Source organism: Streptomyces sp. NPDC059740 (assembly GCF_042733155.1).
Taxonomy (GTDB): Bacteria; Actinomycetota; Actinomycetes; order Streptomycetales; family Streptomycetaceae; genus Streptomyces.
In genome coordinates, this window is record NZ_JBHWGP010000007.1 from 257,622 (window position 1) to 283,808 (window position 26,187).

At 72.7% G+C, this 26,187-nt stretch carries 27 protein-coding genes; 15 read left to right on the plus strand and 12 right to left on the minus strand.

All coding sequences use genetic code 11. The features are described 5' to 3' along the window. Positions 1-519: 519 nt before the first annotated feature. The 3 genes from ACFV3R_RS12270 to ACFV3R_RS12280 all read right to left on the minus strand — a co-directional run bounded on the left by ACFV3R_RS12270 (position 520) and on the right by ACFV3R_RS12280 (position 3,524). Positions 520-1,677 carry a hypothetical protein gene (locus ACFV3R_RS12270; RefSeq protein WP_385579785.1) on the minus strand — a complete coding sequence of 386 codons (1,158 nt, stop codon included), beginning with the start codon at positions 1,675-1,677 and terminating at the stop codon, positions 520-522. A 746-nt stretch (positions 1,678-2,423) separates the two neighbouring features. Then, positions 2,424-2,651: a DUF5133 domain-containing protein gene (locus tag ACFV3R_RS12275; protein ID WP_385579787.1), complete on the minus strand. Its 228-nt coding sequence runs from the start codon at positions 2,649-2,651 to the stop codon at positions 2,424-2,426. A 222-nt stretch (positions 2,652-2,873) separates the two neighbouring features. Continuing rightward, positions 2,874-3,524, minus strand: coding sequence for a TetR family transcriptional regulator (locus ACFV3R_RS12280; protein ID WP_385579790.1), 651 nt, complete (start codon positions 3,522-3,524; stop codon positions 2,874-2,876). A 154-nt stretch (positions 3,525-3,678) separates the two neighbouring features. On the opposite strand from ACFV3R_RS12280, the gene ACFV3R_RS12285 reads away from it, so the two are divergent. Both ACFV3R_RS12285 and ACFV3R_RS12290 read left to right on the plus strand, forming a co-directional pair. Next, the gene (locus tag ACFV3R_RS12285) at positions 3,679-4,464 is read left to right on the plus strand and encodes an SDR family NAD(P)-dependent oxidoreductase (protein WP_385579793.1); all 786 of its coding nucleotides are present in this window, start codon (positions 3,679-3,681) and stop codon (positions 4,462-4,464) included. Between the two features lie 40 nt (positions 4,465-4,504). Then, complete coding sequence (locus ACFV3R_RS12290; RefSeq protein WP_385579796.1) at positions 4,505-5,266, plus strand: glucose 1-dehydrogenase; 762 nt, start codon at positions 4,505-4,507, stop codon at positions 5,264-5,266. A 144-nt stretch (positions 5,267-5,410) separates the two neighbouring features. Here ACFV3R_RS12290 and ACFV3R_RS12295 read toward each other — a convergent pair whose 3' ends face one another. Further along, entirely contained in the window at positions 5,411-6,136 is a 726-nt protein-coding gene (locus ACFV3R_RS12295) for a phosphatase PAP2 family protein (RefSeq protein ID WP_385579799.1), read from the minus strand. Between the two features lie 713 nt (positions 6,137-6,849). Here ACFV3R_RS12295 and ACFV3R_RS12300 point away from each other — a divergent pair. From ACFV3R_RS12300 to ACFV3R_RS12310, 3 genes are all read left to right on the plus strand, one after another. Then, entirely contained in the window at positions 6,850-7,614 is a 765-nt protein-coding gene (locus tag ACFV3R_RS12300; RefSeq protein ID WP_385579802.1) for a DUF3472 domain-containing protein, read from the plus strand. A gap of 161 nt (positions 7,615-7,775) precedes the next feature. Further along, a complete protein-coding gene (locus ACFV3R_RS12305) occupies positions 7,776-8,054 on the plus strand; it encodes a hypothetical protein (RefSeq protein ID WP_385579805.1) in 279 nt (92 codons plus the stop codon). Beyond that, positions 8,047-8,340 carry a hypothetical protein gene (locus ACFV3R_RS12310; protein WP_385579808.1) on the plus strand — a complete coding sequence of 98 codons (294 nt, stop codon included), beginning with the start codon at positions 8,047-8,049 and terminating at the stop codon, positions 8,338-8,340. The genes ACFV3R_RS12305 and ACFV3R_RS12310 overlap by 8 nt, the downstream gene beginning before the upstream one ends. A gap of 127 nt (positions 8,341-8,467) precedes the next feature. Here the strand turns inward: ACFV3R_RS12310 and ACFV3R_RS12315 are convergent, their stop codons facing one another. From ACFV3R_RS12315 to ACFV3R_RS12325, 3 genes are read right to left on the minus strand one after another with little or no spacing between them, the layout of a single operon-like run. Further along, entirely contained in the window at positions 8,468-9,109 is a 642-nt protein-coding gene (locus ACFV3R_RS12315; protein WP_385579811.1) for a hypothetical protein, read from the minus strand. 2 nt (positions 9,110-9,111) lie between these two features. Continuing rightward, positions 9,112-9,741, minus strand: coding sequence for an RNA polymerase sigma factor (locus ACFV3R_RS12320; RefSeq protein WP_385579814.1), 630 nt, complete (start codon positions 9,739-9,741; stop codon positions 9,112-9,114). Beyond that, on the minus strand, positions 9,741-9,941 hold the full coding sequence (locus tag ACFV3R_RS12325; protein ID WP_385579816.1) for a hypothetical protein: 201 nt from the start codon (positions 9,939-9,941) through the stop codon (positions 9,741-9,743). The genes ACFV3R_RS12320 and ACFV3R_RS12325 overlap by 1 nt, the downstream gene beginning before the upstream one ends. Before the next feature lie 535 nt (positions 9,942-10,476). Here ACFV3R_RS12325 and ACFV3R_RS12330 point away from each other — a divergent pair. From ACFV3R_RS12330 to ACFV3R_RS12340, 3 genes are all read left to right on the plus strand, one after another. After that, positions 10,477-10,920 (plus strand): RrF2 family transcriptional regulator, encoded by a 444-nt coding sequence (locus tag ACFV3R_RS12330; RefSeq protein WP_385579819.1) that lies wholly within the window; start codon positions 10,477-10,479, stop codon positions 10,918-10,920. Positions 10,921-10,993: 73 nt separating this feature from the next. Next, complete coding sequence (locus ACFV3R_RS12335; RefSeq protein WP_385579823.1) at positions 10,994-12,190, plus strand: globin domain-containing protein; 1,197 nt, start codon at positions 10,994-10,996, stop codon at positions 12,188-12,190. A 51-nt stretch (positions 12,191-12,241) separates the two neighbouring features. Continuing rightward, positions 12,242-12,670 carry a hypothetical protein gene (locus ACFV3R_RS12340; protein ID WP_385579826.1) on the plus strand — a complete coding sequence of 143 codons (429 nt, stop codon included), beginning with the start codon at positions 12,242-12,244 and terminating at the stop codon, positions 12,668-12,670. 118 nt (positions 12,671-12,788) lie between these two features. Here ACFV3R_RS12340 and ACFV3R_RS12345 read toward each other — a convergent pair whose 3' ends face one another. Then, positions 12,789-13,769: an amidohydrolase family protein gene (locus ACFV3R_RS12345; RefSeq protein ID WP_385579828.1), complete on the minus strand. Its 981-nt coding sequence runs from the start codon at positions 13,767-13,769 to the stop codon at positions 12,789-12,791. A 104-nt stretch (positions 13,770-13,873) separates the two neighbouring features. On the opposite strand from ACFV3R_RS12345, the gene ACFV3R_RS12350 reads away from it, so the two are divergent. After that, complete coding sequence (locus tag ACFV3R_RS12350; RefSeq protein ID WP_385579831.1) at positions 13,874-14,422, plus strand: TetR family transcriptional regulator; 549 nt, start codon at positions 13,874-13,876, stop codon at positions 14,420-14,422. 153 nt (positions 14,423-14,575) lie between these two features. On the opposite strand, the gene ACFV3R_RS12355 is transcribed toward ACFV3R_RS12350, so the two are convergent. The 4 genes from ACFV3R_RS12355 to ACFV3R_RS12370 all read right to left on the minus strand — a co-directional run bounded on the left by ACFV3R_RS12355 (position 14,576) and on the right by ACFV3R_RS12370 (position 18,212). Beyond that, positions 14,576-15,034 (minus strand): VOC family protein, encoded by a 459-nt coding sequence (locus ACFV3R_RS12355; protein ID WP_385579834.1) that lies wholly within the window; start codon positions 15,032-15,034, stop codon positions 14,576-14,578. Between the two features lie 180 nt (positions 15,035-15,214). Further along, positions 15,215-16,045 carry a sugar phosphate isomerase/epimerase family protein gene (locus ACFV3R_RS12360; protein WP_385579837.1) on the minus strand — a complete coding sequence of 277 codons (831 nt, stop codon included), beginning with the start codon at positions 16,043-16,045 and terminating at the stop codon, positions 15,215-15,217. 50 nt (positions 16,046-16,095) lie between these two features. Then, positions 16,096-17,013, minus strand: a complete 918-nt coding sequence (locus ACFV3R_RS12365) for a sugar phosphate isomerase/epimerase family protein (protein ID WP_385579840.1) — start codon at positions 17,011-17,013, stop codon at positions 16,096-16,098. 2 nt (positions 17,014-17,015) lie between these two features. Beyond that, positions 17,016-18,212, minus strand: coding sequence for a Gfo/Idh/MocA family protein (locus ACFV3R_RS12370; protein ID WP_385579844.1), 1,197 nt, complete (start codon positions 18,210-18,212; stop codon positions 17,016-17,018). Positions 18,213-18,368: 156 nt separating this feature from the next. Here ACFV3R_RS12370 and ACFV3R_RS12375 point away from each other — a divergent pair, with 156 nt between their 5' ends. The 6 genes from ACFV3R_RS12375 (at position 18,369) to ACFV3R_RS12400 (ending at position 26,095) form a co-directional block, all read left to right on the plus strand. Next, positions 18,369-19,592: an ROK family protein gene (locus ACFV3R_RS12375; protein ID WP_385579847.1), complete on the plus strand. Its 1,224-nt coding sequence runs from the start codon at positions 18,369-18,371 to the stop codon at positions 19,590-19,592. 308 nt (positions 19,593-19,900) lie between these two features. Further along, on the plus strand, positions 19,901-20,815 hold the full coding sequence (locus tag ACFV3R_RS12380) for a TolB family protein (protein ID WP_385579850.1): 915 nt from the start codon (positions 19,901-19,903) through the stop codon (positions 20,813-20,815). A 73-nt stretch (positions 20,816-20,888) separates the two neighbouring features. Next, entirely contained in the window at positions 20,889-21,731 is an 843-nt protein-coding gene (locus ACFV3R_RS12385; RefSeq protein ID WP_385579853.1) for a DUF1080 domain-containing protein, read from the plus strand. Positions 21,732-21,908: 177 nt separating this feature from the next. After that, complete coding sequence (locus ACFV3R_RS12390) at positions 21,909-23,252, plus strand: MFS transporter (protein ID WP_385579856.1); 1,344 nt, start codon at positions 21,909-21,911, stop codon at positions 23,250-23,252. 236 nt (positions 23,253-23,488) lie between these two features. Then, the gene (locus ACFV3R_RS12395) at positions 23,489-24,859 is read left to right on the plus strand and encodes an MFS transporter (protein ID WP_385579859.1); all 1,371 of its coding nucleotides are present in this window, start codon (positions 23,489-23,491) and stop codon (positions 24,857-24,859) included. A gap of 39 nt (positions 24,860-24,898) precedes the next feature. Then, complete coding sequence (locus ACFV3R_RS12400) at positions 24,899-26,095, plus strand: mandelate racemase/muconate lactonizing enzyme family protein (protein ID WP_385579863.1); 1,197 nt, start codon at positions 24,899-24,901, stop codon at positions 26,093-26,095. Positions 26,096-26,187 lie beyond the last annotated feature (92 nt).

Genomic DNA, 26,187 nt, shown 5'->3' on the forward strand with positions numbered 1-26,187 from the left:
GGCGGCAGCACCCAGGCCCGAAGGCTCCGGTGCGTGCCCGACGCGGCGGGCGCGTCATGGGGCCGGTGTCAGGCTCAGGCGAGAAGGACTCCCGCCCGTGTCCGGCGCTGGCTCCCCGGTACGTCCACCACCCTGGGAACCGGCTCCCCACCGGCGCGAACATGTGACCTACGAAAGCGCGTAGGAGCCGGGCCGCGACCGGTCACGCCGGTGCCCTGTGCAGGGGCCGCAACGGGGACGGCTCCTACTAGGCAGCCCCTGATGTGATCTGGGCCCTGTGCCCGGCCCCACAACCGGCGCGCAGGGCCGGGCCTTTGACCGCCCCAGGACGCTGTTGTGCAGCCGCCCGGTCACCCTCCGCCACAGGGCGGCCGGGGCCAGGGCGGACCGGGGCCGGTGCCGCGTACGGGCCCACGGTTCACGGACGCTCGCCTGGCATGGCCCGGCGCGCGAGGCGCCACCGGCGACCTCCCCCTTCCCGTAGCGGCGGGCCCCGTGGGGCGGTGCGGCCCGGCCCTGTCAGGACAGGGCGGCGTTCTCCGTCCCGGCCGCGTCGGCGGCGGCAGGGGGCGCCTGCCCGGTTGTCAGGCGCAGCGTCAGAGCAGTCGCCGCTCCTGCCACGAGGCCGCAGGTCAGGGCGGCCGGGACGTGGTCGACCACACCGGCGGCCAGTTGCAGCAGTCCGGCGTACGGTTCCGTCGCCCGGGTGGCCATGCGCAGCAACTGGGCAGCCAGCAGGGCGAGGACGGTCGCACAGATGGTGGCCGTCACCACCACCGGGACCGTGGCCCGGGTCAGGAGCGCCGGCAACCGCCGCAGGAGCCACCACACCACCACGAGCAGCAGCACGTCGACGGCCCGCTGCAGGAGCCAACCGCCGAGCGGGGCTTCGCCCGGGCTCGCCCAGGCGCCCAGCAGCAACCACTCCCGCAGGAGGTCGCCCGGTTCGGACAGCAGCCCGATGCGCGGCGAGATGGTCTGGATGGCCGCGGCCACCGGCTGGTAGGAGAGGACCAGCAGGGACAGAGCGATCACCGTGGTGCCCGCTGTGGCCGCCGACCGGGCGGCGCGCGCCGGGACGGCCGTGGGCGGCGCGCCGGTCTCGCCCCCGGCGGCGAGACCGGCGAGGACCACCGTCACCAGGGCCGCGGCCACCGCGGTCACCACCACGCTCTGCTCTCCCGCCGACATGGCACCGGCGAGTTGCGGCAGTAGCCGGAAGCTGCCGTTCCCCTGTGCGGCGACCCACCACGGCGAGGAGACGGCGACCGCCAGCGTCCCCGCCGCAAGCCCCCAGGCCCACACCATCAGGAACGCGACGACCCTGCGGCCGCGCACCGGTGGGAGCCTGCGGAGCAGGAGCAGCGTCCCGGCCACGAAGAAGACGAAGAGCGCGCCGAACCGGATCTGTACCGCGGTGTGGCGCAGGGCCAGGTAGGTGGTGCTCGCCCCCGCCGTTCCCGTTGCGCCCGTCCCGGTAGCGGTCGGTGAGGCGCCCGGCAGGTCGTAGGACCAGGGGGTGAGCCAGCCGGCCAGCTGGGCCGCGTTCTCGACACCCAGCGTCCGGCCGACGCCCGGGAGGCCCAGCAGGTGCGCGCTCGCCCCCGCCCACCAGAGCAACGCCGCGAGAAGCGCGCCACCCACCAGCGCCGGTGTCACCGCGCGTCGGTATGTCATGTGGTGTCCGCCCCCCGCTTCCGCCCTGTGTGTCCCCTCGGCCCGGTGAGACTACGGGGGGTTGATCACACAGCGATCACGGAAGCACCTCGGTTGCAGGCCGGGGCCGACGCGTGGCGCCCCCGGGTGGACCTGCCCGCCGGTCAAGCGGTCTCCGGGGAGCGGGGGTTGGGCCCGCAAAAGCCGTAGTTCCTCAGCAGGGGATGTCGGTGCGATAGCGGGTACCGCTCATGCCGGACACACCACGGTGGGCGGGAGGGTCACAGGTGCTGCTGAAGAGGGAACGGGCACGCGCGGCGGACCGGGCGAAGGACGCGGCCGAGCGGTCGGTGCGGGCGGCGGACGCCCGGTTGCCGCTGGCCCGGGCCGCCCGGTCACTGCTGCGCAAGGCCTTCCCGGACCACTGGTCCCGGTCGTGGAGGTCACCCCGGCCTTCCGCGCCTCCACGGTGCCGGGAACGCGGCGGCGCGCCCCACGAGGCCACCACTCCCCCGCCCGCCTCGCAGGGACTTGCTCGCCGCCGCCGCGGGCTCGTCACACGGCCGACGGCGTCCGGTCAGGTCGAAGGCGGTGTTCGCGGAAGCGGCGGAAGCGGCGGAGGTGCGGAGGTGCGGAGGTGCGGAGGCCGTTGTCGCCGGAGCCCCGGCCGACGCGGGGCGCCGAGGCGCGGACGGGTGGGCGCACTCCCGGCCGTGCGCTGCCGTCGAGGCGTCCACCGGCCGTTCCTGCGGGGCGAGTTGTGCCGCTCAGCCGGTGAGCACGGACTCGTCCCCGGTGCGGGCGCCGGGGAGCCGGTGACGGGCGGCGACGAGAGCCGCGTCGATGTCGCGGGTGCCGGTCGACACGCACAGGGTGTAGGCGACGTCGTCCATGCGCGAGCGCGCCTGCGGGCTGCCGTCCCCGGCGTGCAGGGTCCGCAGCGTCTCGTACTGCTCGATCAGGTCCTTGAGCACTGCGGGGTGTGCCATCAGCATTCCGGGGTCTCCCTTGTCGCCGCCACTCGCACAGGTCGTGCCCGTCCCGAATACCCCGGGCCCGGTCCGTCACACCGCTGGGAGTGCGTGCCACCGGGAGCCGGCGGCACTCGCCCGTCGCGTCCGGCCGGGCAGGGCCGTCACGACCGCGACGACTCACCGGCAACGGGCCGGGGATGCGACTGCGGACCGGGGCGCTGGTGCTGCGGCGGCGCCGGCAGCTCAGCGGAGGTCCTGGCCGCCCGCTGCCATCGGGCTCACCCCGGTGAGGAGTTGGCGCAGGCAGTGGACGGCGAGTTCGGCTGGGGACCCGGGCCCCTGGACTCCGGCCCCGGTACCGGCCCAGGTCTCCAGGGCGATCCGGATCGCGTCCGTGGCGGCGGCGGCCACCAGGCGCACCTCGACGGCTTCGGCGTGCCCGTCGCCGAACCGGGCGACGACCGGCGCGAGCCGCTCCTCGGACTCCTGGTTGACCCGGTACCAGACCGCTCGCAGCGCCGGGTCGTCGGCCGCTGCCCGCAACAGCCCCCGGGTACGGAGCAGTGCCTGCGCCGCCGCCTCGTCCGGCGCGGCCAGCGCGTGCTCGACGGCGGCCTCCAGCGCCCGGGGCAGCGGCGTCCCCGGCTCCGCGGCCTCCAGGTGCGCCCGCCAGCGGTCGGCGCCGTCGGCCAGCAGCGGGCTGACCGCGTCCTGCTTGGAGCGGAAGTACCGGTAGAAGGTCCGCAGGGCGACGCCTGCCTGCCGGGCGATCTCCTCTGCCGTCGTCTCGTGGGGGCCGCGGGTGGCGAAGAGCTCGGCCGCGGCATGCGCGATGTCGAGCTGGGTGGCGGCCTTCCGGCGCTCGGTCAGGGAGGGGGACGGCTTGGTGCTCACCCCAGAAGAGTACGGCCGACGGACCCGGGCCGACACCTGACGCCCATCTGGCAAAACGTGCCACTTAGGCGTAGCGTGCCATCGGAGCGCCGCGCGGTAGGAGGCCGGCGCCAGGCAGGCCCGCCGGAGGACGGCGGACCAGGTGGGAGAGCACGTGAACCGCTACGAAGACCGCCGAGTCCTGATCACCGGGGCCGGCTCGGGCATAGGCCAGGCCACCGCCCTGCGCCTGCTGGCCGAGGGCGGCACGGTCGCCGCCGCGGACATCAGCGAGGCGGGGCTCGCGGAGCTCGCCGGCAAGGCGGGTGCGCACGCCGCCCGGCTCCGCACCCTCGTGGTGGACATCGCCGACGAGGAGTCGGTGCGCGAGGGCGTCAGTGCGGCAGTCACCGGGCTCGGCGGACTGGACGTGCTGGTCAACGCGGCCGGGATCCTGCGCTCCGCGCACACCCACGAGACGACCCTCGAGGACTTCACCCGCATCCTGCGGGTCAACCTCGTGGGCACCTTCCTCGTGATCCGTGAGGCCCTGCCCGCCCTGCTCCGAGGCCAGGACGCCGCGGTCGTCAACTTCAGCTCGACCTCGGCCGCGTTCGCCCACCCGTACATGGCGGCGTACGCGGCAAGCAAGGGCGGCGTCCAGTCCATGACGCACGCGCTCGCGAGCGAGTACGCGAAGCAGGGCGTGCGCTTCACCGCGGTACAGCCCGGTTCCATCTCCTCCGGCATGACGGACGGCAGCGGTGTCAGCGGACAGAGCTCCGGGCCTGGGCTGCCCGAGGACGCCGACATTTCCCTGTTCGCGAAGCTCTCCCCGGCGCTCGGCCAGGGGTTCGCCACTCCCGACACGGTGGCCTCGGTGGTCGCGATGCTCGGCTCGCGGGACGGCCGTTTCCTCACCGGGACCGAGATCCGCGTCGACGGCGGCACCCACTTCTGACCGCGGCCCGCCGCGCCATCCCACACGCAAGGAGCCCGTCATGAACGACCTCACCGGCCGGACCGTGATCGTCACCGGAGGCGCCCGTGGCCTGGGGGCCTCGGCGGCCCGCCACGCGGTCGCCGCGGGAGCCGAGGTGGTGATCACCGACGTCCTGGAGGGCGAGGGCCGGGCCCTCGCGGCCGGCCTCGGCGCCCACGCCCGCTTCCTCCGGCACGACGTGACCTCCGAGGCGGACTGGCGTCGCGTCGCCGACTTCACCGCCGAGACGTTCGGAGGGATCCACGGCCTCGTCAACAACGCCGGCATCTCGGCCGGCACAACGCTGGAGACCGAGTCCGTGGCCCACTTCCGCAAGATCCTCGACGTCAACCTCACGGGTGTCTTCATCGGCATGAAGACCGTGATCCCCGCGATGAGGGAGCACGGCGGGTCGATCGTCAACATCTCCTCGGCGGCCGGCCTGATGGGCCTCGCGCTCACGGCCGGGTACGGCGCCTCGAAGTGGGGCGTGCGGGGCCTGACGAAGATCGGTGCGGTGGAACTCGGCACCGCACGCATCCGGGTCAATTCCGTGCACCCGGGGATGACGTACACCCCGATGACCGCGGCCGTCGGCATCGAGACGGGCGAGGGCAAGTACCCGAACACCCCCATGGGCCGCGTCGGCGAACCCGACGAGATCGCCGGATCCGTGGTCTACCTGCTCTCCGACGCGGCGTCCTACGTCACGGGCGCGGAACTGGCGGTGGACGGCGGCTGGACCACAGGGCCCACCGTGGCTCAGGTGACGGGGCAGTGAGTCCCCCTCCCCCGCAGTGCCCGGAAGGCGCGCGGTCGAGGCCGTCGCCGCCCACGCGGAAGCCCCGGACCAGTGGTCCGGGGCTTCTGGGGTACTGCGGGGAGGCCGGCCCGAGTGTTTCTGAGCCGGCCCCCGACCGGCCTCCTACCGGTGGAGGGCCGGCTCCTGGTGCGAGGCGCCCGGGTCGGAGGGAGCGGCGTGGCGGCCTCGGCTGCGGGCCCGATCCAGCGCCTCCAGCCGCGTGCTGACCACGGGCAGCCTGGCCACGCCCCCGGTCAGCAGCAGGGAGCCGAGTCCGGAGGTGAAGCCGCCCATGACGTCCGGGAGGTAGTGCACGCCCAGGTACATGCGGGCGAAGGCGACGCCCACCACGGCCACGGCGCCGAGGACGACGAACAGGTACCGCCAGGCCCCGCGGGTGAGGAAGATCACGGTGAGGACCAGTGCGGTGGCGACGGCGGTGTGACCGCTGGGAAAGCTCTGCGCGTTGTCCGGCGGAATGAGCCAGAGCCGCTGCGGCGGGCGGTGCTCGTGGATGAGCAGCTTGGCGGCGAAGGCCACGGCCAGCGTGCCGCCGATCAGGAAGAGCACCCGGACGGCGTCGACGCGTCGGCGGGCGACCCACAGGACGACCGGCACCAGCACCGCCGCCGCGACCCCGACCTTGGAGGAGGCGGCCGTGGTGGCTGCCTTGGCCAGGGCCGTCGGCAGTCCGTCCCGCAGCGGCAGCAACTGTTCGTTCAGATGGACGTCCGCGCTGGTCACCGCAGCCGTCTTGGCGGCGAGACCGAGGACGACCAGGAACCCGAGGAGGACGAGCCCCCACAGGATCATGTATCGGCCGGCTATGTTCCGTCTCTCAGTAGACACGCAGCGTTCACCTCGAAGTCGTGGAGGCTCCACGGTACCGACCCTCGGCGGTGCCTCGTACCCGAGCCGCGTCTCCGCAGCTCACACGCCGCCGCCGGTGCCGCCGCCGTGCCGGTCGTCCGGGCCCGCGGCAGGCGTGCCGGTCGTCCGGGCGGCCCACGGCAGGGAGCCCTCTCTTCCCCTGCCCGTGCCCGTGCCCGTGGCAGGACGTCCGCTGCGCATCGGGGAGCGCCGCGAGCTTGCGCGTGGCCGGGCCCCACGCCACCCGCCGGGTGCAGGCTCGGCGGCGCCGCGGCCTCTCCCGGCGGGTCGGTGACCCGCACGACCGGCGGATGGGCCCGACCGGACCGATCGGCGGGGGGACAGCCGGCACCGAGAGGTGCCCGCGGACGCTGCTCGGCCGGTACGCCGGAGCCGTCGCCCACGGGTCCGAACAGCACCGTGAGGACCTCGGCCGTCTTCCGGGCCCGCTTCGCCGGCGGCCCGGCCCCGCACCGCGCCGACCTCCCGGCCGGTGCCCGGCAGGCCCGCCCCCGCCGGCTTGGACTTTCCTTCCCCACCGGTTGGGTTTTCGTTGCGGTGTGAGCCGGAGGCGCTTGCTCCGCAGATCTCCGCGCGCGACGGTTGCGGGGTGGCTCCGGCAACACCGGCCCGGTGGACGGCACTTAGGGGTCCTTGCCATATGCCCGCCCCACTGAAGGAGACGACCTGTCGTGAAGCTGATCGGATCTCTCACCGCACGCGGCGCGGCCGTCGGCGCCGCCACCGCACTGGTCTGCGCCTCCGCACTGGTGGCCGGGCCGGCGCCGGCCGCGGAGGCCGCGACCGGACAGACCCCGGGCACCTACGCCACGTGGAGCGCCCCCGCCGACGTCACCTCCTTCTCCATGCCCATGACCCTCCAGGTCGATCCGGGGGACTACAACGCCTACTGGTCCACCCAGTTCGCCTTCTCCGGATCACAGGCCAGTGGCTACTTCGGCTTCCAGACCCACGAGGACGGCGGCGGCATGTTCCTCGTCTCCGTCTGGAACGGCAGCGCCGCGACCCCCGGCGGCAGCGGCACCTACTGCCAGAACTTCGCCGAGGACGGCACCGGCAAGACCTGCCGCCTGGACACGCGCCCCGTCAAGGGTCACGCCTATGCCCTCTCGGCGCAGCAGTCCGGCAGCAACTGGACGTTCAGCATCAACGACCGCACCGCCGGCACCACCATCACCCTGGGCACCATCTCCATCGACGGCACCCACCCGATGGCGAAGGACGGCTTCGACAGCTGGACCGAGTACTTCGACTGGAACGACCCCTCGACGGTCTGCGCCGACGCCAGGTACTCCAGGCTGCTCTTCGGCATCCCCACCACCAGCGCCGGCAACGGCACCTACACCGGCAGCTCCCTCAGCGACACCTGCCAGGACATCGCCAAGGTGACGCTCTCCGGCGCGGGCGCCCTGCAGGAGAACGGCATCGGGCAGTAGCGCGAGAAGGGGCGCGGGTGGCGGTTGCCCCGGGGCCGGCTCCGGTCGGCGGTCGCGAGCCCCCGGGAGGGCGCGCCTGCCGGCTTCGAACCCGCCGGCCGGCCCCGCCGCGTCGCGGGCTGCTCTACTCTCGGTGGAGAAGGTCTGCGAGAAGGAGAGCCGTGAGCGCCCAGCCCGAGCACCCCGCCGACGTCGGGGTCCGCCCGCTCCCCCACACCATCGATGCCGTCGCCGCCGCCCTCGCCGGCGCCAAGCGCATGGCGTTCTACGCCGAGGTCGGGCAGGCCGAAGAGGGGGAACCGATCAACGCGGTGTTGCGGAAGTGGTGGATGGAGGCCATGTTCGACAGCGTCCCCGGACGCGAGCAGCGGCTGGCCGACGCCGCGTCGGGCCACCGCCTGGTGCCGCTGACCGAGCTTCCGGGCGCCCCGGGTGAGTGACGCCCACCGCCACCGCTGGACACTGCTCCTCACCGACCACGCTGCGGACGTCCTGGAGACGATGCGCGCCGCCGACCTGGACCTGCACCGCGAAATGGTCCTGTTTCTCCGGGCGCTGGCCCTGGAGGCAGGTGGAGCGGCCGACGCGGACAAGACCCTGCCGGGGCTCCCGATGGGCGACGGTCGCCACAACGTGGACGTCCCGCGCCTCCCGGTGCTGATCTCCTACACCTCCCACCCGTCCTCGCGTGAGGTCCGGGTGACGGACCTGCTCTGGCTGGCCTGAAGCAGCCCGGTCGGATTCGGGCAGGGCGTGATGGTGCGTCAGGCAGCCCGGTCGCCGGGCCCGCACCGGCCGCGGTGGATCTCCCTGATGTGACGACGAACACCGGCCCCCGCCCTCGGGCTCGCGGTCACAGGGCCTCGGCGAGTTCCTCTATCCGCTCGGCCAGTTTCGGGTCGGGATGGGGAACCGGGCCGAACTCCTCGTCCTCGTCGATGGTCAGGTGGGCGATGGCGGCCTTCAGGTTCTTGTTGGGGCGCGGGGGCTCCACGAGGGCGGACTCGGGACGCCGGTAGGTGGGACGCCGTCCGCAGGAGGTGTCGGCGAGTTCGTCCGCCTGGTCCGCCCAGTGCTCCGCGTCGCGGTACTCACCGCGGCGGAGGTGGAGCAGGGACAGCAGGTGGGCCGCGGTGGCGTTGCCGGCGCCGGCGGCGAACTGCCACCAGAACTGGGCCGCGTCGGGGTAGTCGGCGAGGTTGAGGAGGCAGGCGAAGTGCAGCGCGCCGTCGGGGTCGATGCGGCGGTTGTTGACCAGGCGGGCCAGGCGCTGGGGAGCGTCACTGCGGTGCAGCGCCTGGGCGGACAGGGCGTACAGGTCGGCGGTGAGGCGGTCGTGGAGGGCCGGGGAGCAGCCGGCAGCACGGCCGCTCCTGCACAGGGCGCCGGAGACCTCGGCTGTGATCGCCCGCTTGGAGGCCTCCAGGTCGTAGTCGGCGAAGGCGTCGGGAATGTGGGCGTCGGCGAGGACCTGGTCGATGTCGTACGCGGGCACGGTTACTCCTTGACGTCGTCGGTCGGGAGGGGGAGGCCGAGTCTGGTGGCGATGCGGACGCGGGCCAGGCGCACGTGGGAGCGGACGGTCTCCGGCTTGACCCCCATGATGTGGGCGACGTGGGCCGTGGGGTAGTTCAGGACGAAGAGCAGGACGACGACGTCGTACTGCCGCTCAGGCAGCGAGGCGATGGCGGTGTAGAGACCGAGCGCGCTCTCCATGACTTCGAACTGCTGGCGGAAGTCCTCCAGGAGGGCTCGTGCAGTGCGTTGGAAGGCCGCGGTCTCCACCATCTGCGGGCGCAGGTCGGTCAGCCGCAGATGGGTGGCTACTCGTTGCTTGAGCAACGCCCAGGCGTAGGCCTCGGCGCTGGGCTGGCGTATCACCTTGTCCCAGTTCAGGGCCAGGTGGGAGAAGCAGCGGTGGACGACGGCCTGGGCCGCGCCCTTGTCGCCCAGCATGCTGTGGGCGTAGTTGAGGTAGGACCTGATGTAGAGGTCGTGGAAGGCCTCCAGTGCCGGCGGCATGGTGTAGCGCACCGCGGCCAGCTCCTCCAGGGCGCCGAAGGGCGCGGGAAGCGTGTGGGGGACGGGGCGGTCGGCGTTGTCGTCCGACTGCGGCGAAGGAAGCATCAGCTCTCCTCCTTCCGCACCGCGGAGGCGAGCGGGCCACGCCGGCCGGGGGGCCTCCGACGCCCCTCCTCCACCAGTGCCGCCGCCCCTGCCCGCACCCCCTCCCGCAGGGCACGGCGCGTGAGGCGGCGCAGGTCCGGGGCGAAGACGCGCAGCGCCGTGGCGACGGCCAGCGCGGTGGGGATGTCGGTGGGTGTCACGGTCTCTTTCCCTCTGCTCGATGGCGGCACCGGGCGGACGATGCGCCCCGGAGCCGGAGGGCAGACCGCCCTCAACGGCAGGATTTCGAAGGGAGGTGGTCAAACGTGCAACGCGATGGCAAGAAAAATGCCGACCTCGTTCAGAGGCTCACGGCGGGCCTCGCACCAGCCGCCCCACTGGTCGCAGCTGCAAACCGATGCGACACGCAGTGCCATCACCGGTCGCCAAGGTGAAGGCCGCTTCCCGCCATTCCGTCGGGCCGAACGGTGGCACGCAGGGGCACCGTCCCACCGACGGCGACTGTGACGCACTTCACTCCCCCGAGCCCGCACCCCCGGCCCTGCGCGACGACCGCAACCGCCGCGCCCCGTCCGGGAGGTCCGCCCGAACCGGGCGGAGCGCACGGCGGCGCCGGCATCCGGCCCCTGGAGCCCCGCCGCCGGAACCCCGCAGCGGAGGGCCGCGACGCGCAAGCCACGGCGAGCCCCGACCCCATAACCGGAACCTCAGATACGTGTTTGCTAGCGTGCAGAGGTGCGGTTGACGAAGTTCACCGACCTGGCGCTGCGTGCCGTCATGCGCCTGGCGGTCTCCGAACAGTCCGAGCCTCTGACCACGCGAGAGGTGGCGGAGGCCATGGACGTACCCCAGGCCCACATGGCCAAGGCCATCACCAGGCTGCGGCACCTGGGCGTGCTGGAGGCCCGGCGGGGCCGTGGCGGCGGGCTCGGGCTGACCGGTCTGGGGCGGCAGGCTTCGGTCGGCTGGCTGGTCAGGGAGTTGGAGGGGGAGGACGAGGTGGTCGCCTGCGACGGCGACGCACCCTGCCCGCTACGCGGGGCGTGCCGGCTGCGGCGAGCACTGCGTGAGGCACAGGAGGCCTTCTACGCCACCCTCGACCCGCTGACCGTGACCGACCTGGTGGCCTCGCCCACCGGACCAGTCCTGGTCGGCCTGGCAGGCCGCCGCACCGAGTGATCCGCACCCGTCGGCGTGGTCGCTGCACACGTCCATAAACACGAAGATCATTTACCAGTTTTCAGGAGCTGCTGTGCTCTCCGAGCAGTCCATCCCCGTCGTCCGGGCCACCCTGCCCGCCGTCCGCGCGGCGATCGGGGACATCACCGCGTTGTTCTACGCCAGGCTCTTCGAGGACCGCCCGGAACTGCTGAGGGATGTGTTCAACCGGGGCAGTCAGGCCAACGGGGAGCAGCGGAAGGCGTTGGCGGGCTCCCTCCCTGCCTTCGCGGCCATGCTGCTGGAGCACCCGGGGGCACGGCCGGATGTGCTGCTCGGGCGGATCGCCCACAAGCACGCCTCGCTCGGCATCGCCCCCGACCAGTACGGACTCGTCCACCGGCACCTCCTCTCGGCCGTCGGCGAGGTTCTCGGTGAGGCGGTCACCGAGGAGGTGGCCGCCGCCTGGGACGAGGTCTACTGGCTCATGGCCGACGCGTTGATCGCACTGGAGGCTCAGCTCCACGAGGAGGCCGGCATCGCCAAGGGCGAGGTCTGGCAGCAGATGGAGATCGTCGAGCGACGGGAGGAGACCGCCGACGTGGTCTCCCTGGTCCTGCGGCGTGCCGACGGCGGCCCTGCGGGCCCCTTCCGCCCGGGCCAGTACGTCAGCGTGCAGGTCAGCCTGCCCGACGGGGCCCGGCAGGCACGTCAGTACAGCCTCTCCGGTGCCCCCGGGCCGCGGTGGCGTATCACCGTCAAGCGAGTTGGGGCCGGAGCTACGCCGGCGGGGGAGGTCTCCTCCCTCCTGCACGAGCAGGCGAGCGTGGGCGACGCGCTGACCGTCTCCGCTCCCTTCGGCGACCTCGTCCTGCCCGCTGGTGGCGAGGGGCCGCTGCTGCTGGCCTCGGCCGGGATCGGCTGCACACCGGTGCTGGCGATGCTGCACCGGTTGGCGGCCCGGGAGGCCGGGCAGCCGGTGACGGTCGTCCACGCCGACCGCTCCCCCGCCGACCACGCCCACCGGGCGGAGCACCTGCACCTCGTCGAGGCCCTCCCGAACGCGCGACTGCACCTGTGGTACGAGGACCCGGGCGACCGGCCGCGGGAGGCGAGGAGCGGCAGGGTTGACCTCACCGGGCTGGACCTCCCCGACGGGCTGACCGCCTACCTCTGCGGCCCCCTGCCGTTCCTGCGCGCGTTGCGCGGTGATCTGCTCGGTCGGGGTGTGCCCGCCGGCCACATCCACTACGAGGTCTTCGGCCCCGACCTGTGGCTCGGCCACGAGTAGTTCCGGTGCGTCCCGGAGCAGTTCCGGACGCAAGCAGAAGGGAAGTCCCCCATGAACGCCGCCTCAGCCGCCACGGCCGCCGCCGTCACCTTCGTCTGGCTCGGCATGGTCCTGGGCATCTCCTTCCTGGAGACGCCGCTGAAGTTCCGGGCTCCGGGCGTGACCCTGCCGGTCGGCCTGGGCATCGGCCGGCTGGTCTTCCGCGCGCTCAACCGCGTCGAAGTCGTCCTCGCCCTCGCCGTGATCGTCGCTGTGGCCGTGGGGGGTCCGCCCGTGCCCGTGGTCGTGCTGACCGCCCTTGCCGCGCTGCTCCTGGTCGCCCAACTCCTCGTGGTCCGCCCGCGGCTGACACGCCGTTCGGACCAGGTGCTCGCCGGGTCGTCCACCCCGCGTTCCCGCGCCCACCTGGGTTACGTGGCCACCGAGTCGCTCAAGGTGCTCACCCTGCTGGCCCTGGGCGTCAGCGCTCTGGCGGCCTGACCCGCCTCCCGCTCCCCCGGCGGCGCACCCGTCCGCCGGACGGATCATCCCTCGGTGGGCCCGCTGCCCGAGCCTCCGCCGGTCACGGGCGGGTCGCCGGGCCCGGTGCCAGGCCCGGTCAGGCGTCGATCCGGAAGAGCTTCCGCGCGTTGCCGGAGGTGAACTTGTGCCGCTCCTCCTCGGTCCCGAACTCCGTGAGGAACTGCCGGATCTCCGTCCTGCCGGGCCGCTGGAAGGGGTAGTCCGTGGAGAAGAGCAGACGGTCGACGGTGGTGACCTCCAGGGCGTGGTGCAGCAGGGCGGGGCTGAGCATGCCGGAGCTGGTGATGTGCACGTTCGTGCGCAGGTAGTCGGACGTCTTCTGCTCCAGGCCGGCGATACGGGCCAGGCTGTCGGTGCGGTCGCTCCAGAAGAGCAGCAGCTCGCCCCAGTGGCCGAGGACGATCTGCAGGTCGGGGTGGCGGTCGAAGGTACCCCGGGCGATGAGGCGCAGCGCGGCGAGGGCCGCCTCGAGGTGCCACCCCCAGCTGAACGTGGACAGGGCGAGCGAAGTCATCGGCTCGAAGCCCCCGTAGGCCGCCTCCCGGACAGCGCGTGGCGGAATCTGGGGGTGGATGAAGATCGGCCGGCCGAGGGCGGCGGCCGTCGCGAACAGGTCCTCGTAGCAGGGGTCGTCGAGCGCGGTCTCCCCCGTCCGGCCGTAGACCATGGCCCCCACGAACCCCAGCCCCGCGGCCCGTTCGAGCTCTCCGGCGACGGCTGCCGGATCGGCCATCGGCAAGGTGCACATCGCCCGCAGGCGGGTGGGGTGGCGCCGCACCGCCTCGGCGGCGAGGTCGTTGGTGTCCCTGCTGAGCGGGACCGCGTCGGCAGCGGCCAGAGGGCCCGTCGCCGGGGGCGCCAGCGAGAGGACCTGGATGTCGACGCCCTGCTCGTCCATGGCGGCGATGCGGGCCTCGCCGATGTCCTCCAGGCGGGAGAGGTTGTCGCCCATCTCGTTGAACGCCAGGCTGTCGTCGCGGCTCTCCTCGGGCAGCTTCCGCAGTGCCGCCGTCAACTGCGGCGTGGTCCAGTGCTCTTCGATCGCGACGAACGTCATGACCGGCCCTCCGTGGGGAGACGGGTTTTCGCTGAACGGATGTTTAGCGAGGAACCTAACAGGTTCGCTAAACGCTTGTATAGCGAGCTTGTACAGTTGGGGGCGTGAACGGGAACAGCAGGGACGCCAAGCGCGCCCGGACGGCGCAACGCATCCTGGAGGCCGCCCAGGAGGAGTTCGCGCTCCACGGCTTCGAGGGCGCGACGATCCGGTCCGTCGCAGAGCGGGCCGGAGTGCACGCCTCGCTCGTCATGCAGCACTACGGTTCCAAGGCCTCGCTCTTCGCGATCGCCGTCCGGCTGCCGGAGGAGGACCAGAAGGCGGCCACGGACCACCTCGTCGACGTCCTCGGCGTCCGCATGGGTGAGCTGCCTCCCGAGACCCGGGCACTGGTGCGCTCGATGCTGACGGTTCCGGAGGCCGAGGCGTCCATGCGGGACTTCCTCGACGAGCGCGTCGGCAACCTCTCGGCTTCGTTCGAGGGCGACGACGCCGAGGCGCGGGCCGCGCTGGTCGTCAGCAGCATCCTCGGGCTCACGATCGCCCGCCATTTCCTCAGGCTCCGGGCCTTCGAGAACCTCTCCGAGGACGCCCTCGCCGATGCGGCCCATGCCTGGATGAAGGCCATGTCGAAGGGGCCCGGCACCGGCTGAGGCCGCCCGCCGGCAACACGGGGGCGGCCCGGCCTCCGGTCGGTGGACGCCTCCGGTCGGCAGGTCCCGTCCAGCCGGGGGCGCGTGGGAGGGCCGGGTGCGGTGTCACCACCTCGCCCCGGGAGGCCCCGACTGCGGCCGGGGCCCGGCGACTCAGGCCCGCGGCTTGATGTTGAGGTTCACGCCGAGCACCGACTCGGTGTCGATGACCGTCCAGCTGCCCCCGGGGTAGTGGCCGACGGTGCGGGGCTGGTGGCCCAGGGCCGCAAGCTCCTCGACCACGGCGTCGCGGGCCTCACCGACCTCGAAGCCGATGTGGTGGACGCCGGGCCCGTGCCGGTCCTTGAACTCCTTGAAGGTCGAGGGGTTGTCGTCGGGCTCGTGGAGTTCGATGACGAATCCCCGCTCCGCGCACTCCAGGACGGCGAACTTCAGCCCGTAGCAGGCGGTTCGGCCCCGGTAGGACTCGTTCGGGTTCGGCTGGGGCGCGGTGACGCGGACGTCGGGGCGCGCCACGTCGAGCAGGCGGCACCAGGTGTCCAGGGCTTCGTCCATGTCGTCGACGACGAGTGCGATCTGGATGAAGCCGCTGAGCGGCAGGGGGTTCTTCACGTCGGTCTCCTGTGTTCTGCGTGCGGGCGGGCTGTGACGGCCCGGGGGCGGACGGCCCGCGGCCCGGGCCGTCCGCAGCCGCGGGCCGTGCGGTCGCCGGCGCGGGCGGTGGCGAGCTGTCGGTGCGGGACGCCGGATGGCCGCCGGCCGGTCACCGGCGGCAGCGGGCACCGGGGGAGGTCACCCCTGCCAGGTGCTGTGACCGCGCCGCACCAGGGCGCGGGCGTTGCCGGCCAGCAGCTCGAACGGGTCGAGATCGGTGGAGTCGACCTCCACCACGTGCCATCGCACGCTGTCCGGGGCGTGGCCGAGAGCCGCGTCGACGTCGACCCGGCCGGTACCGAGCGGGGTCTGCGGCTGCCAGGGCTCGGCCGGCCCGTCCTTCAGGTGCAGCGAGAGCGTCCGCTCCGCGAGGTGGTCCAGCACCGCGACGGGGTCGGCTCCGGCCGCGGCCACCCAGTAGAGGTCCACCTCGGCGGCGAGGTGTTCCCCGGCCCTGGACCAGAACCGGTCCCAGGCGGTCGTGCCGTCGGGCAGGATCGCCCACTCGAACCAGTGGTTGTGGTAGCCGAGGCGCAGCCCGTGGGTGTCGGCTGCGGCGGCTGCCTCACCGAGGCGCGCGGCGAAGGCGTCCAGGGCGGTGGTGTCACCACTGGTGAACGTGGCCTCGTCGAAGGGCGACGCAGCGGTGACCATGTGGGGGTGGGGAACGAAGACCGTGTCCGCTTCCAGGGCCGCGCATGCCTCGGCGAGTTGACCGAGGTCCTCGGGAAGGCCTGCGTGCACGGCGGAGACCCCCAGTCCGGCGCGGTCCAGTGCGGCGCGGAGGTGACGCACTGCGACGAGGTTCTCCGCCGGGGTCCGGTCGGGCCTGCACAGACCGTAGGGTTCGACGTGCTGGAAGCCGGTTTCCGCCAGGCGGGCCAGCGCGGCGTCGGGGTCGGCCTCCAGGGCGTCACGGACGCTGAAGAGCTGGACGGAGAGCGGGGCCGCTGCGCGGGGGTGGCTCATGGGTGCTCCGTGGTTCTGTGGTGCGTGGGTGGGCAGGGGGCGGACCCGGTTCACTCCCCCACCAGGGGGCTGAGGGTGCGGTGGGCGATCCGCAGGCCCCGGGTGATGCGCTCCTCGTCGCCGCTCCAGACGGGGTCCTCGTGCTCGACGGAGAGAACGCCGGTGAACCCCCACTCGTGGAGGCGGTCGACCACCCGGTTCCAGTCGACCTGACCGAGTCCGGGCACCCGGTAGCGCCACCAGCCCATGTCCCAGGGCCCGTTCTTGTGGACCTTGCCGAAGGAGCCGTAGCGCTGCCGGGCCTGGGGGAAGAGTTCGACGTCCTTGGCCTGGGCGTGGACGATCCGGTGCACGTAGGGAGCGATGGTCTCGACGGGGTCGATGCCGATCCACGTCAGGTGCGAGGGGTCCCAGTTGAGGTACAGCCCGAGGTCGAACATCCACTCCCACAGTTCCGGGGAGTAGGCGAGGTTGCCGGGGTAGCCGTCGGGGTGCCAGCCCTCCATGACGCAGTTCTCGATGACGAGCTTCACGTCGCGTTCGCCGGCGTACTCGACGAGGGCGGGGAAGACGCCTTCGGCCTCGGCGAGGTTGTCGGCCACCGGTTTCGTCCAGTCACGGCCGACGAAGGTGCCGACGTAGGGCACGCCCAGCGCCTGTGCCGCGTCGACGGCGTGCCGCAGGTGGGTGTGGATCTCGGCGCGACGTGCCGGATCCGGGTGGAGGTTGTTCTCGTAGTAGGCGAAGGCCGACAGTTCCAGGCCGTGCCGGTCGAAGAGCGCCTGGGTCTCCTCCACCTGCCGGGGGCCGAAGTCGGCGACGGGCAGGTGGCTGGCCTCGAAGTCGCGTCCGCCGGTGCCGGGCCAGACCGCGACCTCCAGCGCCTGGTACCCGGCGCCGGCGGCCCATTCGGCGATGCGGTCCAGGCTCCACTGCGGCAGACAGGCCGTGAGCATTCCGAGTTTCATCGTCACACCTTGGTCCAGGTTCGGTCGTGGGAGGAGCGCAGCACCGCGTCGACCAGGCGTGCTGAGCGCAGGCCGTCGGCGAACGTGGGGAGGCCGTCGGGGGCGGCACCGGCGATGGCGGCGTAGGTGTCGGCCACGAACGCCTCGAAGCACTGGGCGTAGCCCTGCGCGTGGCCGGCGGGGAGGTGGGAGAGGCGGCGCTGCTCCGGGCTGCCGTGGCCGGGGTCACGGACGAGGACGCGGTTGCCGTCCGTGCCGCCGAGCCAGACCGCCTCGGGGTTCTCCTGGTCGAAGACGGCGCTGCCCTCGGAGCCGTCGAGTTCGAACCAGAGGCGGTTCTTGCGGCCGGCGGCCACCTGGGAGACCGTCGTGGAACCCAGGAGTCCCTCGGCGGTGCGCAGCAGCACGGTGGCCGAGTCCTCGGTCTGCACCGGGGCGCACCGGCCCGGTTCGTCAGCCGGGCCGGAGAAGCTGACGGCGGTGCCGGTGGGCCGTTCGGGCACGGCGACGGAGGTGGCGGCGAAGACCTCGCTGAAGCGTTCGCCGGAGACCCATTCCACCAGGTCGCACCAGTGGGAGCCGATGTCGGCGAAGGCCCGGGAGGGACCGCCGAGCGCCGGGTCGACGCGCCAGCCCGAGGCCTCGGGAGGGAGCATCCAGTCCTGCAGGTAGCTGCCGTGCAGCAGGTTCCAGCGGCCGAACTCGCCTGCCTGGCGCCGGGCGCGGATCTCCCGCACCAGGGGGTGGTAGCGGTAGACGAAGGGCACGGTGGCGACCAGGTCCGTCGACCGGGCGAGGGTGGCGAGGCGTTCGGCCTCGGCCGCCGAGACGCCGAGCGGCTTCTCGCAGACGACGTGTTTGCCGGCCCGCAACGCGGCCTCGGCGAACGGGGCATGGGTGGCGTTGGGCGTGCAGATGTGGACCACGTCGACGCGGTCGTCGGCCAGCACCTGCTCGAAGTCCTGGTAGGCGTGGGCCACGCCCCACTCCTCGGCCGTGGCGCGGGCGCGTTGCGGGGTGGACGCCAGGACTCCGGTGATCTCGGCGCCGGCGAGGAGCGCCGCCCGCCGGTGTACCGCGGCGATCATTCCGGCCCCCACGAGCGCCGCGCGGGGGCGGCGGGGACGGGGTGTGGTCGCGTCGGTGGTCTCGGGCGGCCGCTGCGCGCGCAGCGGCCCGGGCGGTGACGTGGTGCTCACCGGTGGCTCCTTGCATCTGGCGTTCACTTCGGGTGTCTCACGCCCAGGTTTCGCCTTCGCTGAAGCTATGTCTCGGCCATTTACACACGCAAGAGTTCTGTTTTATTTTCTTTGCGGTCATTAATGTGACCGAATCTCGCGGGTTGGAGAGTCTTCATGTGGAAACCGGTGCGCCTGGCCCTGCCGCAGATATCGGGGCGGACCGACGCCGCGACGGTCCGCGCCTCACTGGCGCGGTTGATCGCCTCCGGGACCGCGGACTCGCGGGTGGAACTGGTGCGGACCACCGGCCTGTCGCGGACGGCCGTCAACACCCACCTGGACACCCTGTTGTCGGCCGGTGTGGTCGTGGAGCGGGGCGGCTCGGCCGACGGGGGCCGGGGGCGGCCGGCCCACCGGCTGGCACTGGCCGCCCGCAGCGGCGCGGTGCTCGTGGCCGACGTGGACACCGGCTCCGCCCGACTGGGCGTCGCCGACCTCGGGCAGCGCCTGCTGGCCCACCGCGTGGTCCCCCTGGACGTGGCCGAGGGCCCGGTGGCCTACCTGGACGCGTTGACGGCCGCTCTGCGCGACCTGCTCACCGGTACGGACATGGCGCCCGACCAGGTCCGCTGTGTGGTCGTGGGACTGCCGGGCCCGGTCGACTCCCACCTGGGCCGGCCGGTGCGGCCGCCGATCCTGCCGGGCTGGGACGGCTTCCCGGTGGGCGACACGCTGCGGGACCGCTTCGGCTGCCCCGTGCTCGTCGACAACGACGTGAACCTCATGGCGCTCGGTGAGGCCCGTGCGCTCTCCGCCGAGCGGTCCCCCCTGCTGTTCATCAAGATCGGGACGGGGATCGGCGGTGGCCTGGTGGATGCCGAGGGTGCGCTCCACCGGGGCGCGGACGGCGCCGCCGGCGACATCGGGCACGTGCGGGTGGCGGGGGCGGACCACGTGGTCTGCCAGTGCGGCAACGTCGGCTGCGTCGAAGCCGTGGCCTCGGCAGGTGCGGTGCTGCGCCGACTGCACGAGCACGACGAGGAGTTGCGGACGATCGAGGACCTCGCCGGGCGGCTGCGGGCCGGGGACGCGACGGCGGTGCGGGCGATTCGTGCCGCCACCGAGCCGATCGGCGAGGTGGTCGCGGCCCTGGTGCACTTCTACAACCCGCGGACGGTGGTCCTCGGCGGCCTGGTCAGCGCGGCCAGCGACGACGTCCTGGCCGGCGTGCGCAGCGTCGTCTACCGCCGGGCTCTGCCGCTGGCCACCCGGAACCTGCTGCTCGACCACAGCGTGCTGGGGGAGCCCGCCGGGGCGGCCGGCGGGGTGGCCGCGGGCGTCGAGACGGTGCTCTCGCCGGAGAACTTCGCGCAGTTGGTGGCGGAGGCCACGGCCTGAGGAAGCGGTGGGCGTCTCGTCCCCGCAGCCGGAAGGCCGGGGATGGGGCTGGTCACCAGGGCTTGACAGGCGAAGACGCGGCGGCACATGATCCTCGCGTCTCACACCCGGAATTCGTCCTACCGGATGTTCGCGGCCCCGAGCGCCGCGTGGTGTCACCACGCCCTCCGCCTCGCGCCGCCGCCACCCCCGAGCTTCGTCGGGCCACGTGGCCGACACGGCGTCCATGCCCGCGTCGTACGGCATCCGGAAGGCCGCCCCGCCCCAGCGGTCCGCGGCCGGCCACGAACGAGAGACGGGAAGAACCCATGGCAGACAGCGAAGACACCGGGATGCGTCCCCGGACCCTGGAGCCGGGACAGCGGACCTGCGTGTGGATCGCCTCCACCACCTCCGCCACGCCGACCCTGCTGCTGGAGACCTCGGAGATCCTCTTCGAGGCGCCCAACTGGAGCCTGGACGGCACCCACCTGCTGCTCAACGGTGACGGGCGGCTCTGGCGGCTGGACGTCGAAGGCGGCGTCCCGCCCGTGGAGGTACCGCTCCACGGTGTCCCCGCCATCAACAACGACCACGTCCTCTCCCCCGACGGCGCGACGGTCTACGTCTCCGGCATGGACGGACACCTCTACTCCGCGCCCGCCACGGGCGGTCAGGGGAGGCGCCTGACCGAGGAGGACGGCACCCTGCACTTCCTCCACGGCATCAGCCCCGACGGACGGACCCTCGCGTACGTCTCGATCGACCGCAGCGTGGAGGGCGCACCGGGCAGGCTGGCCCTGATGCCCGCCGCCGGTGGACCCGGCACCCTCGTGGACACCGGCGAGGGGCACATCGACGGACCGGAGTACTCCCCCGACGGCCGCTTCGTCTACCTCAACAGCGAGGCCTTCACCACCGCGCCGGGCCACGCCCAGCTCGCGCGCCTGGCCGCGGACGGCGGGCAGGCCGAACGCGTCCTGGCCTCCGAAACCGTCGACTGGTTCCCCCACCTCTCCCCCGACGGGACCCTCGCCACCTACGTGGCCTTCCCCGCCGGCACGCTCGGCCACCCCGAGAACCTCGACGTCACCGTGCACCTGGTGGCCGTCGACGACTGGAGCAGGCCGCTGCACAGCTTCCCGCTCTTCGGCGGCCAGGGCACCCTCAACGTCAACAGCTGGGCACCCGACAGCAGGCGGTTCGCGTTCGTCTCCTACCCGGTCGAGGACGGCGTCCGGTGAACCGCGCGACCAGCGCCCCCGTCCGGTCCGTCCGCCCCGGCCCGGCGGCCCCCGGCACGTCCGGCGGTGCGCGATGAACGACGAGCAGGGCTACGAGAGCCTCTTCGACGGGGCGACCCTGGACGGCTGGTACGCCGTCCCCCGCAGCTACGGACCGCAGTGGCCGGGCGGACCCCACGTCCTGGACCAGGGGGACTGGCCCGCCGACTACCAGACGCAGGCCGACGCCCACCCGGCGAAGTGGACGGTGGAGGACGGCGCGATCGTCGGGCGGCAGGACCCGCCCGGCAGCGGATACGGCGGCTACCTGGTCTCCGAGCGCACCTTCGGCGACTTCGAGCTCCGTCTGGAGGCCAGGCCGGACTGGCCTGCCGACACCGGTGTCCTCGTCCGGCGCCGCGGCCATGCCTGGGAGGGCCTGCAGATCGTGGTGGACCACCGCAGGTCCGGTTCGATCGGCGGGTTCTACGGCAACGGCATCGGCGCCTTCCACGCCGTCCCCTTCGCGCTGGACGCCGAACGCAACGCCGCGGGCGACCCCGTCGGCCTGCGCGAGGACGGTCCGGCGACCACGCTGGAGCCGTGCGGGCCGGAGAAGCGGGCCATGCTCACCCGGTCCTGCGGGGTGCGGGAGTTCCTCGACGTGTGGCGCTGGGACGACTGGAACGAGTTCCGCATCCGCTGCGTCGGCGCCAGGCCGCGCGTCACCACCTGGGTCAACGGCCTGCTGGTCGCGGAGATCGACCTCGCGCCCCTGACCGCGCCGCACTACGACGCCGACGCCGTCCACTCCCTGCTCGGCGAGCGGGGACACCTGGCCCTGGAGGTGCACGACACCGACCGGCGGATGGGGGCGGAACGCTGGGGCCCCCGTGCCGCCTGCCGCTGGCGTCACCTGCGCATCAAACAGCCCTGAAGTCCGCCGGCCGCCACCGCGGCCACCCCCGCAGCCGTCCGCGCCTCCCGGTGCCCGACGGTGCCGGCCGGCCGTGTCCCCCGCCGGCTCCGCACCCGCGCGGGGGTGACACCCCCCGTACGGAACGCCGTCCCTCCTCCCCGGCGCCCGCTGAGTTCTCAACGGAGAGGACCACCGATGCAGCACCGCAACACCCCCCTCTACGCCCGTCTGGGCACGATGATGCTCCTGGAGTTCCTCGTCTTCGGGTCGTGGTACCCGACCGTCGGCCTGGTACTGAGCAAGCACGGCTTCGGCGACCTCATCGGCCTGGTCTTCGTCTTCTCGTCCGTGGCGGCTGTGCTCTCCCCGATGTTCGTGGGCGCCCTCGCCGACCGCTTCTTCTCCGCCCACAAGGTCTTCGGCACCCTGCACCTGGCCGGCGCGGCCGTGCTGGTGTTCATTCCCTCGGCGGTCACCTCGGGCAACGACGGGCTCTTCCTCGTCCTGCTCTTCGTCTTCACACTGTTCTTCCAGCCCACCCAGGCGATGCCGAACAACATCGCCTTCGTCCACCTCCAGGACAAGCCCGAGGTGTTCCCCTACATCCGGGCCCTGGGCACCGGGGCCTGGATCGTGGCCGGGCTGGTGGTGGGCCAGTTGGGGCTCTCGGCGAGTCCCGTCATCTTCTACCTGGCGGCCGGCTGGTCCGTGCTGCTCGGCGTCTACGCCTTCACCCTGCCGGCCACCCCTCCCCAGCAGCGGGGCGCCATGTTCCGGATCGGTGACTTCGTCGGCAGCGGGGCCTTCGCGCTCTTCCGCCGCCCCAAGTTCGTCCTCGTCATGGGGTGCATGCTGCTGATCAGCGTGCCCATCTCGATCTACAACGCCTACGGGTCGACCTACCTGTCGGCCGCCGGGGTCGACGACGTCGCCTCGGTGATGTCCCTCGGCCAGGCCTTCGAGCTGCTCTTCATCCTCGTGCTGCCGGTGCTGCTGCGCACCGTAGGCTACCGGGGCGTGCTCACCACCGGGCTGGTGGCCTGGACGGTGCGGTGCGCTCTCTTCCTCGCCATGGACGGCGGGCCGCACTGGCTGGCCTACGTCGTGGTCGGCATGCACGGCGCATGCAACGACTTCTTCATGATCACCGCCTGCATGTTCGTCGACCGCCTCGTGACCCCCGCTCTGAAGGCGCAGGCGCAGGCCCTGGTCTTCTTCCTGAGCATCGGCGTCGGACAGGGACTCGGAGCGCTCCTCGCCGACGCCCTGTACTCGCACGCGGTCGCGGGGCGCACCACCCCGACGCTGGGCGACTGGAACACGCTGTGGCTCCTGGCCGCGGCCGTCTCGCTGGTCACCCTCGTGCTCTTCGCCGTCCTCTTCCGCAAGGAGCGCTCCGGCGGTGACGTCCCGCCGCCGCTGGGCCCGAGCGGCACGCTCGATGCGAGCCCCGGCGACACGTCCGAGGTGACCTCCGTGCCGGCCGGTGACACCCTCCCGCCCACCGCTGAGGCGACCACGGCCACCGCCGCGACCTGACCGGCGCACAGGCGCCGTCACCCGCCGGGGCCGGGACACCACCTGAGGCCCTGCCCGCGTCCCGCCCCTGCCGCCCGGCCGCCGACCGCCCGGAACCTCGTCGGCGGCGGGACCGGACGGTGGCACCGACGCCCCCACCCACCGCCTGGAGAAGCCCGAAGGTGACGCAGCGGCGTCCGCGGGCCGACTCGGCGAGCCCGCTCCCCGCTCGGACGCAATGCCTGGAGAAGCCTTCGATGAGCAGCAGATCCACCGGACTCTACGCACGCCTGGGCGCCATGATGGCGCTGGAGTACTTCGCCTTCGGGTCCTGGAAACCCACGATGGGGCTGGTCCTCAGCAGCAACGGGCTCGGCCGCCTCATCGGTGTCGTCTTCGTCTTCTCGGCGGTCGCCGCCATCCTCTCCCCGCTGTTCGTGGGCGCCCTGGCCGACCGGTTCTTCCCCGCCCAGAAGGTCTTCGGGGTGCTGCACCTGGCGGGGGCGGTGCTGCTGGCGCTCATGCCGCAGGCGGTCGAGCAGCGGGAGAGCGCCCTCTTCGTCGTTCTGCTCTTCGTCTTCATGCTGTTCTTCCAGCCGACGCAGGCGATGCCGAACAACATCTCCTTCGCGCACCTCCTGGGCCGGATGCGGGTCTTCCCCTACATCCGTTCGCTGGGCACCCTCGCCTGGATCGTGGCCGGCCTGGTGGTGGGGCAGAACGGCATGTCCGCCCGCCCGCAGATCTTCTACCTGGCCGCCGCGGTCTCGGCGGTGCTCGGCGTCTACTCCTTCACGCTGCCCTCGACGCCGCCGCTCCAGCGTGGCGAGCGGTTCCGGGCCGGCGACGTGATCGGGATCGGCGCCTTCCCGCTGCTGCGCCGGCGCAGGTTCCTGGTGCTGATGGTCTGTGTGCTGCTGACCTTCGTCCCGATCTCGACGTACAACGACTACGGCTCGACGTACCTGGACGCGGCCGGGGTGCACAACGTCGCCTCCATCATGTCGCTGGGCCAGGCCGCCGAGTTCGTCTTCATGCTCCTGCTCCCGCGCCTGCTCAAGTGGGTCGGCTACCGCCGCATCCTGATCACGGGGGCCTGCACCTGGGTGGTGCGGTGCGGCATCTTCCTCGTCCTCACCCACGGGCAGGTCTGGCTGGCCATGGCCGTCGTCGCCCTGAACGGCATCACCACGGACTTCTTCATGGTCACCATCTACATGTACGTGGACCGCATGGTGGCACCGGCGTTGAAGGCGCAGGCGCAGGGCCTGGTCTTCTTCTTCCAGCTCGGCGTGGGGAGCCTGCTGGGCGCCCTGGTGGCCAGCTCGATCTACAACGGCGTGATCGGTGACGCCACCCACTCCCGGCTCTCCGACTGGACGCCGATCTGGCTGGTCGCCGGCGGTGTCGCGGTGCTGACCACCCTCGTCATGCTGTTCTTCCTCGGCCGGGACGAGCCCGAGCGGGACCGGGTCACCGCCGAGGAGACGAGGGCGCCGGACGGGCAGGCGTCGCACCCCACGGCGCCGGACACCCCGGCAACGGACACCCCGGCGACGGGCGGGACGTCCCGTCCGGCCTCCCCCGCCGCAGAAGGCGGACACGCACCGGCGACGTCGGGCGACTGAACGGGGGATTCCCCACCACGAGAGGACCTGAGGTACAACGTGAGAATCACCGCCGTGAAGTGCGCCCTGATCGGTGACAGCCCGGTCGTGCGTGTCGTGACGGACGAAGGCGTCGACGGGTACGGGCAGATCGAGTCCTACAAGCCGTTCGCCAGGGCCTTCGTCCCCTACTTCGAGCAGTTCGTCCTCGGCGGCGACCCCACCAACGTCGAGTCGGTGATGCTGAGGGTCCGCCGCCTGGGCGGGACCAAGCCCTGGGGCTGCGTGGTCAGCGCCATCGAGACCGCGATCTGGGACATCGCGGGCAAGGCCGCCGGCCTGCCCGTGCACAAGCTGCTGGGCGGCAAGGTGCGGGACCGGGTGCGGGTCTACAACGGCGGCGTGCGCTTCCCCCGGGCGGGCGACGAGCCGGAGGACTTCGCCGAGTTGATGAGGAAGCTGAAGGCCACCCCGGAGGGCTTCACCCTCATCAAGCAGGCGATCGGGTACCACGACCCGATGGCCGGGCGGATACCGGGTTACTCCTACTCCGAGGTGCGCACCGGTGGGCCCCACCCCTACCGGGGCCGGCTGACCGAGCGCGGGCTGCGGCACACCGTGGAGTGCGTGGCCGCGATGAAGGAGGTCCTCGGTGACGAGATCGGGCTCGCCCTGGACTGCGGTCCCGGCTGGACCGTGACGGACGCGGTGACCTTCGCACGGGAACTGGAGCCCTTCCACCTGCTCTGGCTGGAGGACCTGCTGACCGGGGACTACGTGCCGTGGTCGGACACCGCCGCCTACCGCGACCTGACCACCGCGACGTCCACCCCCATCCACACCGGCGAGCAGCTCTACCTGCGGCAGGGCTTCCGCGAGCTGATCGAGACCCGGGCGGTGGACGTCCTCGGCCCCGACCCGGCCGATGTCGGCGGCCTCGCCGAGCTGAAGTGGATCACGGAGTACGCCGATCTGCACGGCCTGCTCATGGCCCCGCACGGCGTCTACGACGGTCTGATCGGCCTCGCGGCGCTGACGCAGGTCTGCTCGACCCTGCCGGACAACTTCGTCGCCTTCGAGTACCCGGTCCCCGAGCACTCCTGGTGGTACGACATCGTGGACGGCTGGTCCCAGCCGATCGTGACCGACGGTCACGTCACGGTGAGCGAGCGGCCCGGGCTCGGCGTCACGCTCGTCGAGGAGGAGGCGCGCAGGTACCTGTCCCCGGAGGACCAGGACTTCTTCGACTGGCGGTGACGGCTCGCTGCGATGCGGACGCGCGAGCGGCGAGGCCGGCCGCGGTGCAGGGCGCCGTCTCCCCGCCGGGGCGGGCGCGAGGCGACAGCGGG

Excerpts from the sequence above, each read along its gene's own strand:
- ACFV3R_RS12365 (WP_385579840.1), bottom strand. The coding sequence starts at position 17,013 with ATGAAACTCGGAATGCTCACGGCCTGTCTGCCGCAGTGGAGCCTGGAC.
- ACFV3R_RS12320 (WP_385579814.1), bottom strand. The coding sequence starts at position 9,741 with ATGCTTCCTTCGCCGCAGTCGGACGACAACGCCGACCGCCCCGTCCCC.
- ACFV3R_RS12385 (WP_385579853.1), top strand. The coding sequence starts at position 20,889 with ATGAACGACGAGCAGGGCTACGAGAGCCTCTTCGACGGGGCGACCCTG.
- ACFV3R_RS12360 (WP_385579837.1), bottom strand. The coding sequence starts at position 16,045 with ATGAGCCACCCCCGCGCAGCGGCCCCGCTCTCCGTCCAGCTCTTCAGC.
- ACFV3R_RS12340 (WP_385579826.1), top strand. The coding sequence starts at position 12,242 with ATGAACGCCGCCTCAGCCGCCACGGCCGCCGCCGTCACCTTCGTCTGG.
- ACFV3R_RS12270 (WP_385579785.1), bottom strand. The coding sequence starts at position 1,677 with ATGACATACCGACGCGCGGTGACACCGGCGCTGGTGGGTGGCGCGCTT.
- ACFV3R_RS12395 (WP_385579859.1), top strand. The coding sequence starts at position 23,489 with ATGAGCAGCAGATCCACCGGACTCTACGCACGCCTGGGCGCCATGATG.
- ACFV3R_RS12380 (WP_385579850.1), top strand. The coding sequence starts at position 19,901 with ATGGCAGACAGCGAAGACACCGGGATGCGTCCCCGGACCCTGGAGCCG.
- ACFV3R_RS12390 (WP_385579856.1), top strand. The coding sequence starts at position 21,909 with ATGCAGCACCGCAACACCCCCCTCTACGCCCGTCTGGGCACGATGATG.
- ACFV3R_RS12345 (WP_385579828.1), bottom strand. The coding sequence starts at position 13,769 with ATGACGTTCGTCGCGATCGAAGAGCACTGGACCACGCCGCAGTTGACG.
- ACFV3R_RS12290 (WP_385579796.1), top strand. The coding sequence starts at position 4,505 with ATGAACGACCTCACCGGCCGGACCGTGATCGTCACCGGAGGCGCCCGT.
- ACFV3R_RS12375 (WP_385579847.1), top strand. The coding sequence starts at position 18,369 with ATGTGGAAACCGGTGCGCCTGGCCCTGCCGCAGATATCGGGGCGGACC.
- ACFV3R_RS12275 (WP_385579787.1), bottom strand. The coding sequence starts at position 2,651 with ATGCTGATGGCACACCCCGCAGTGCTCAAGGACCTGATCGAGCAGTAC.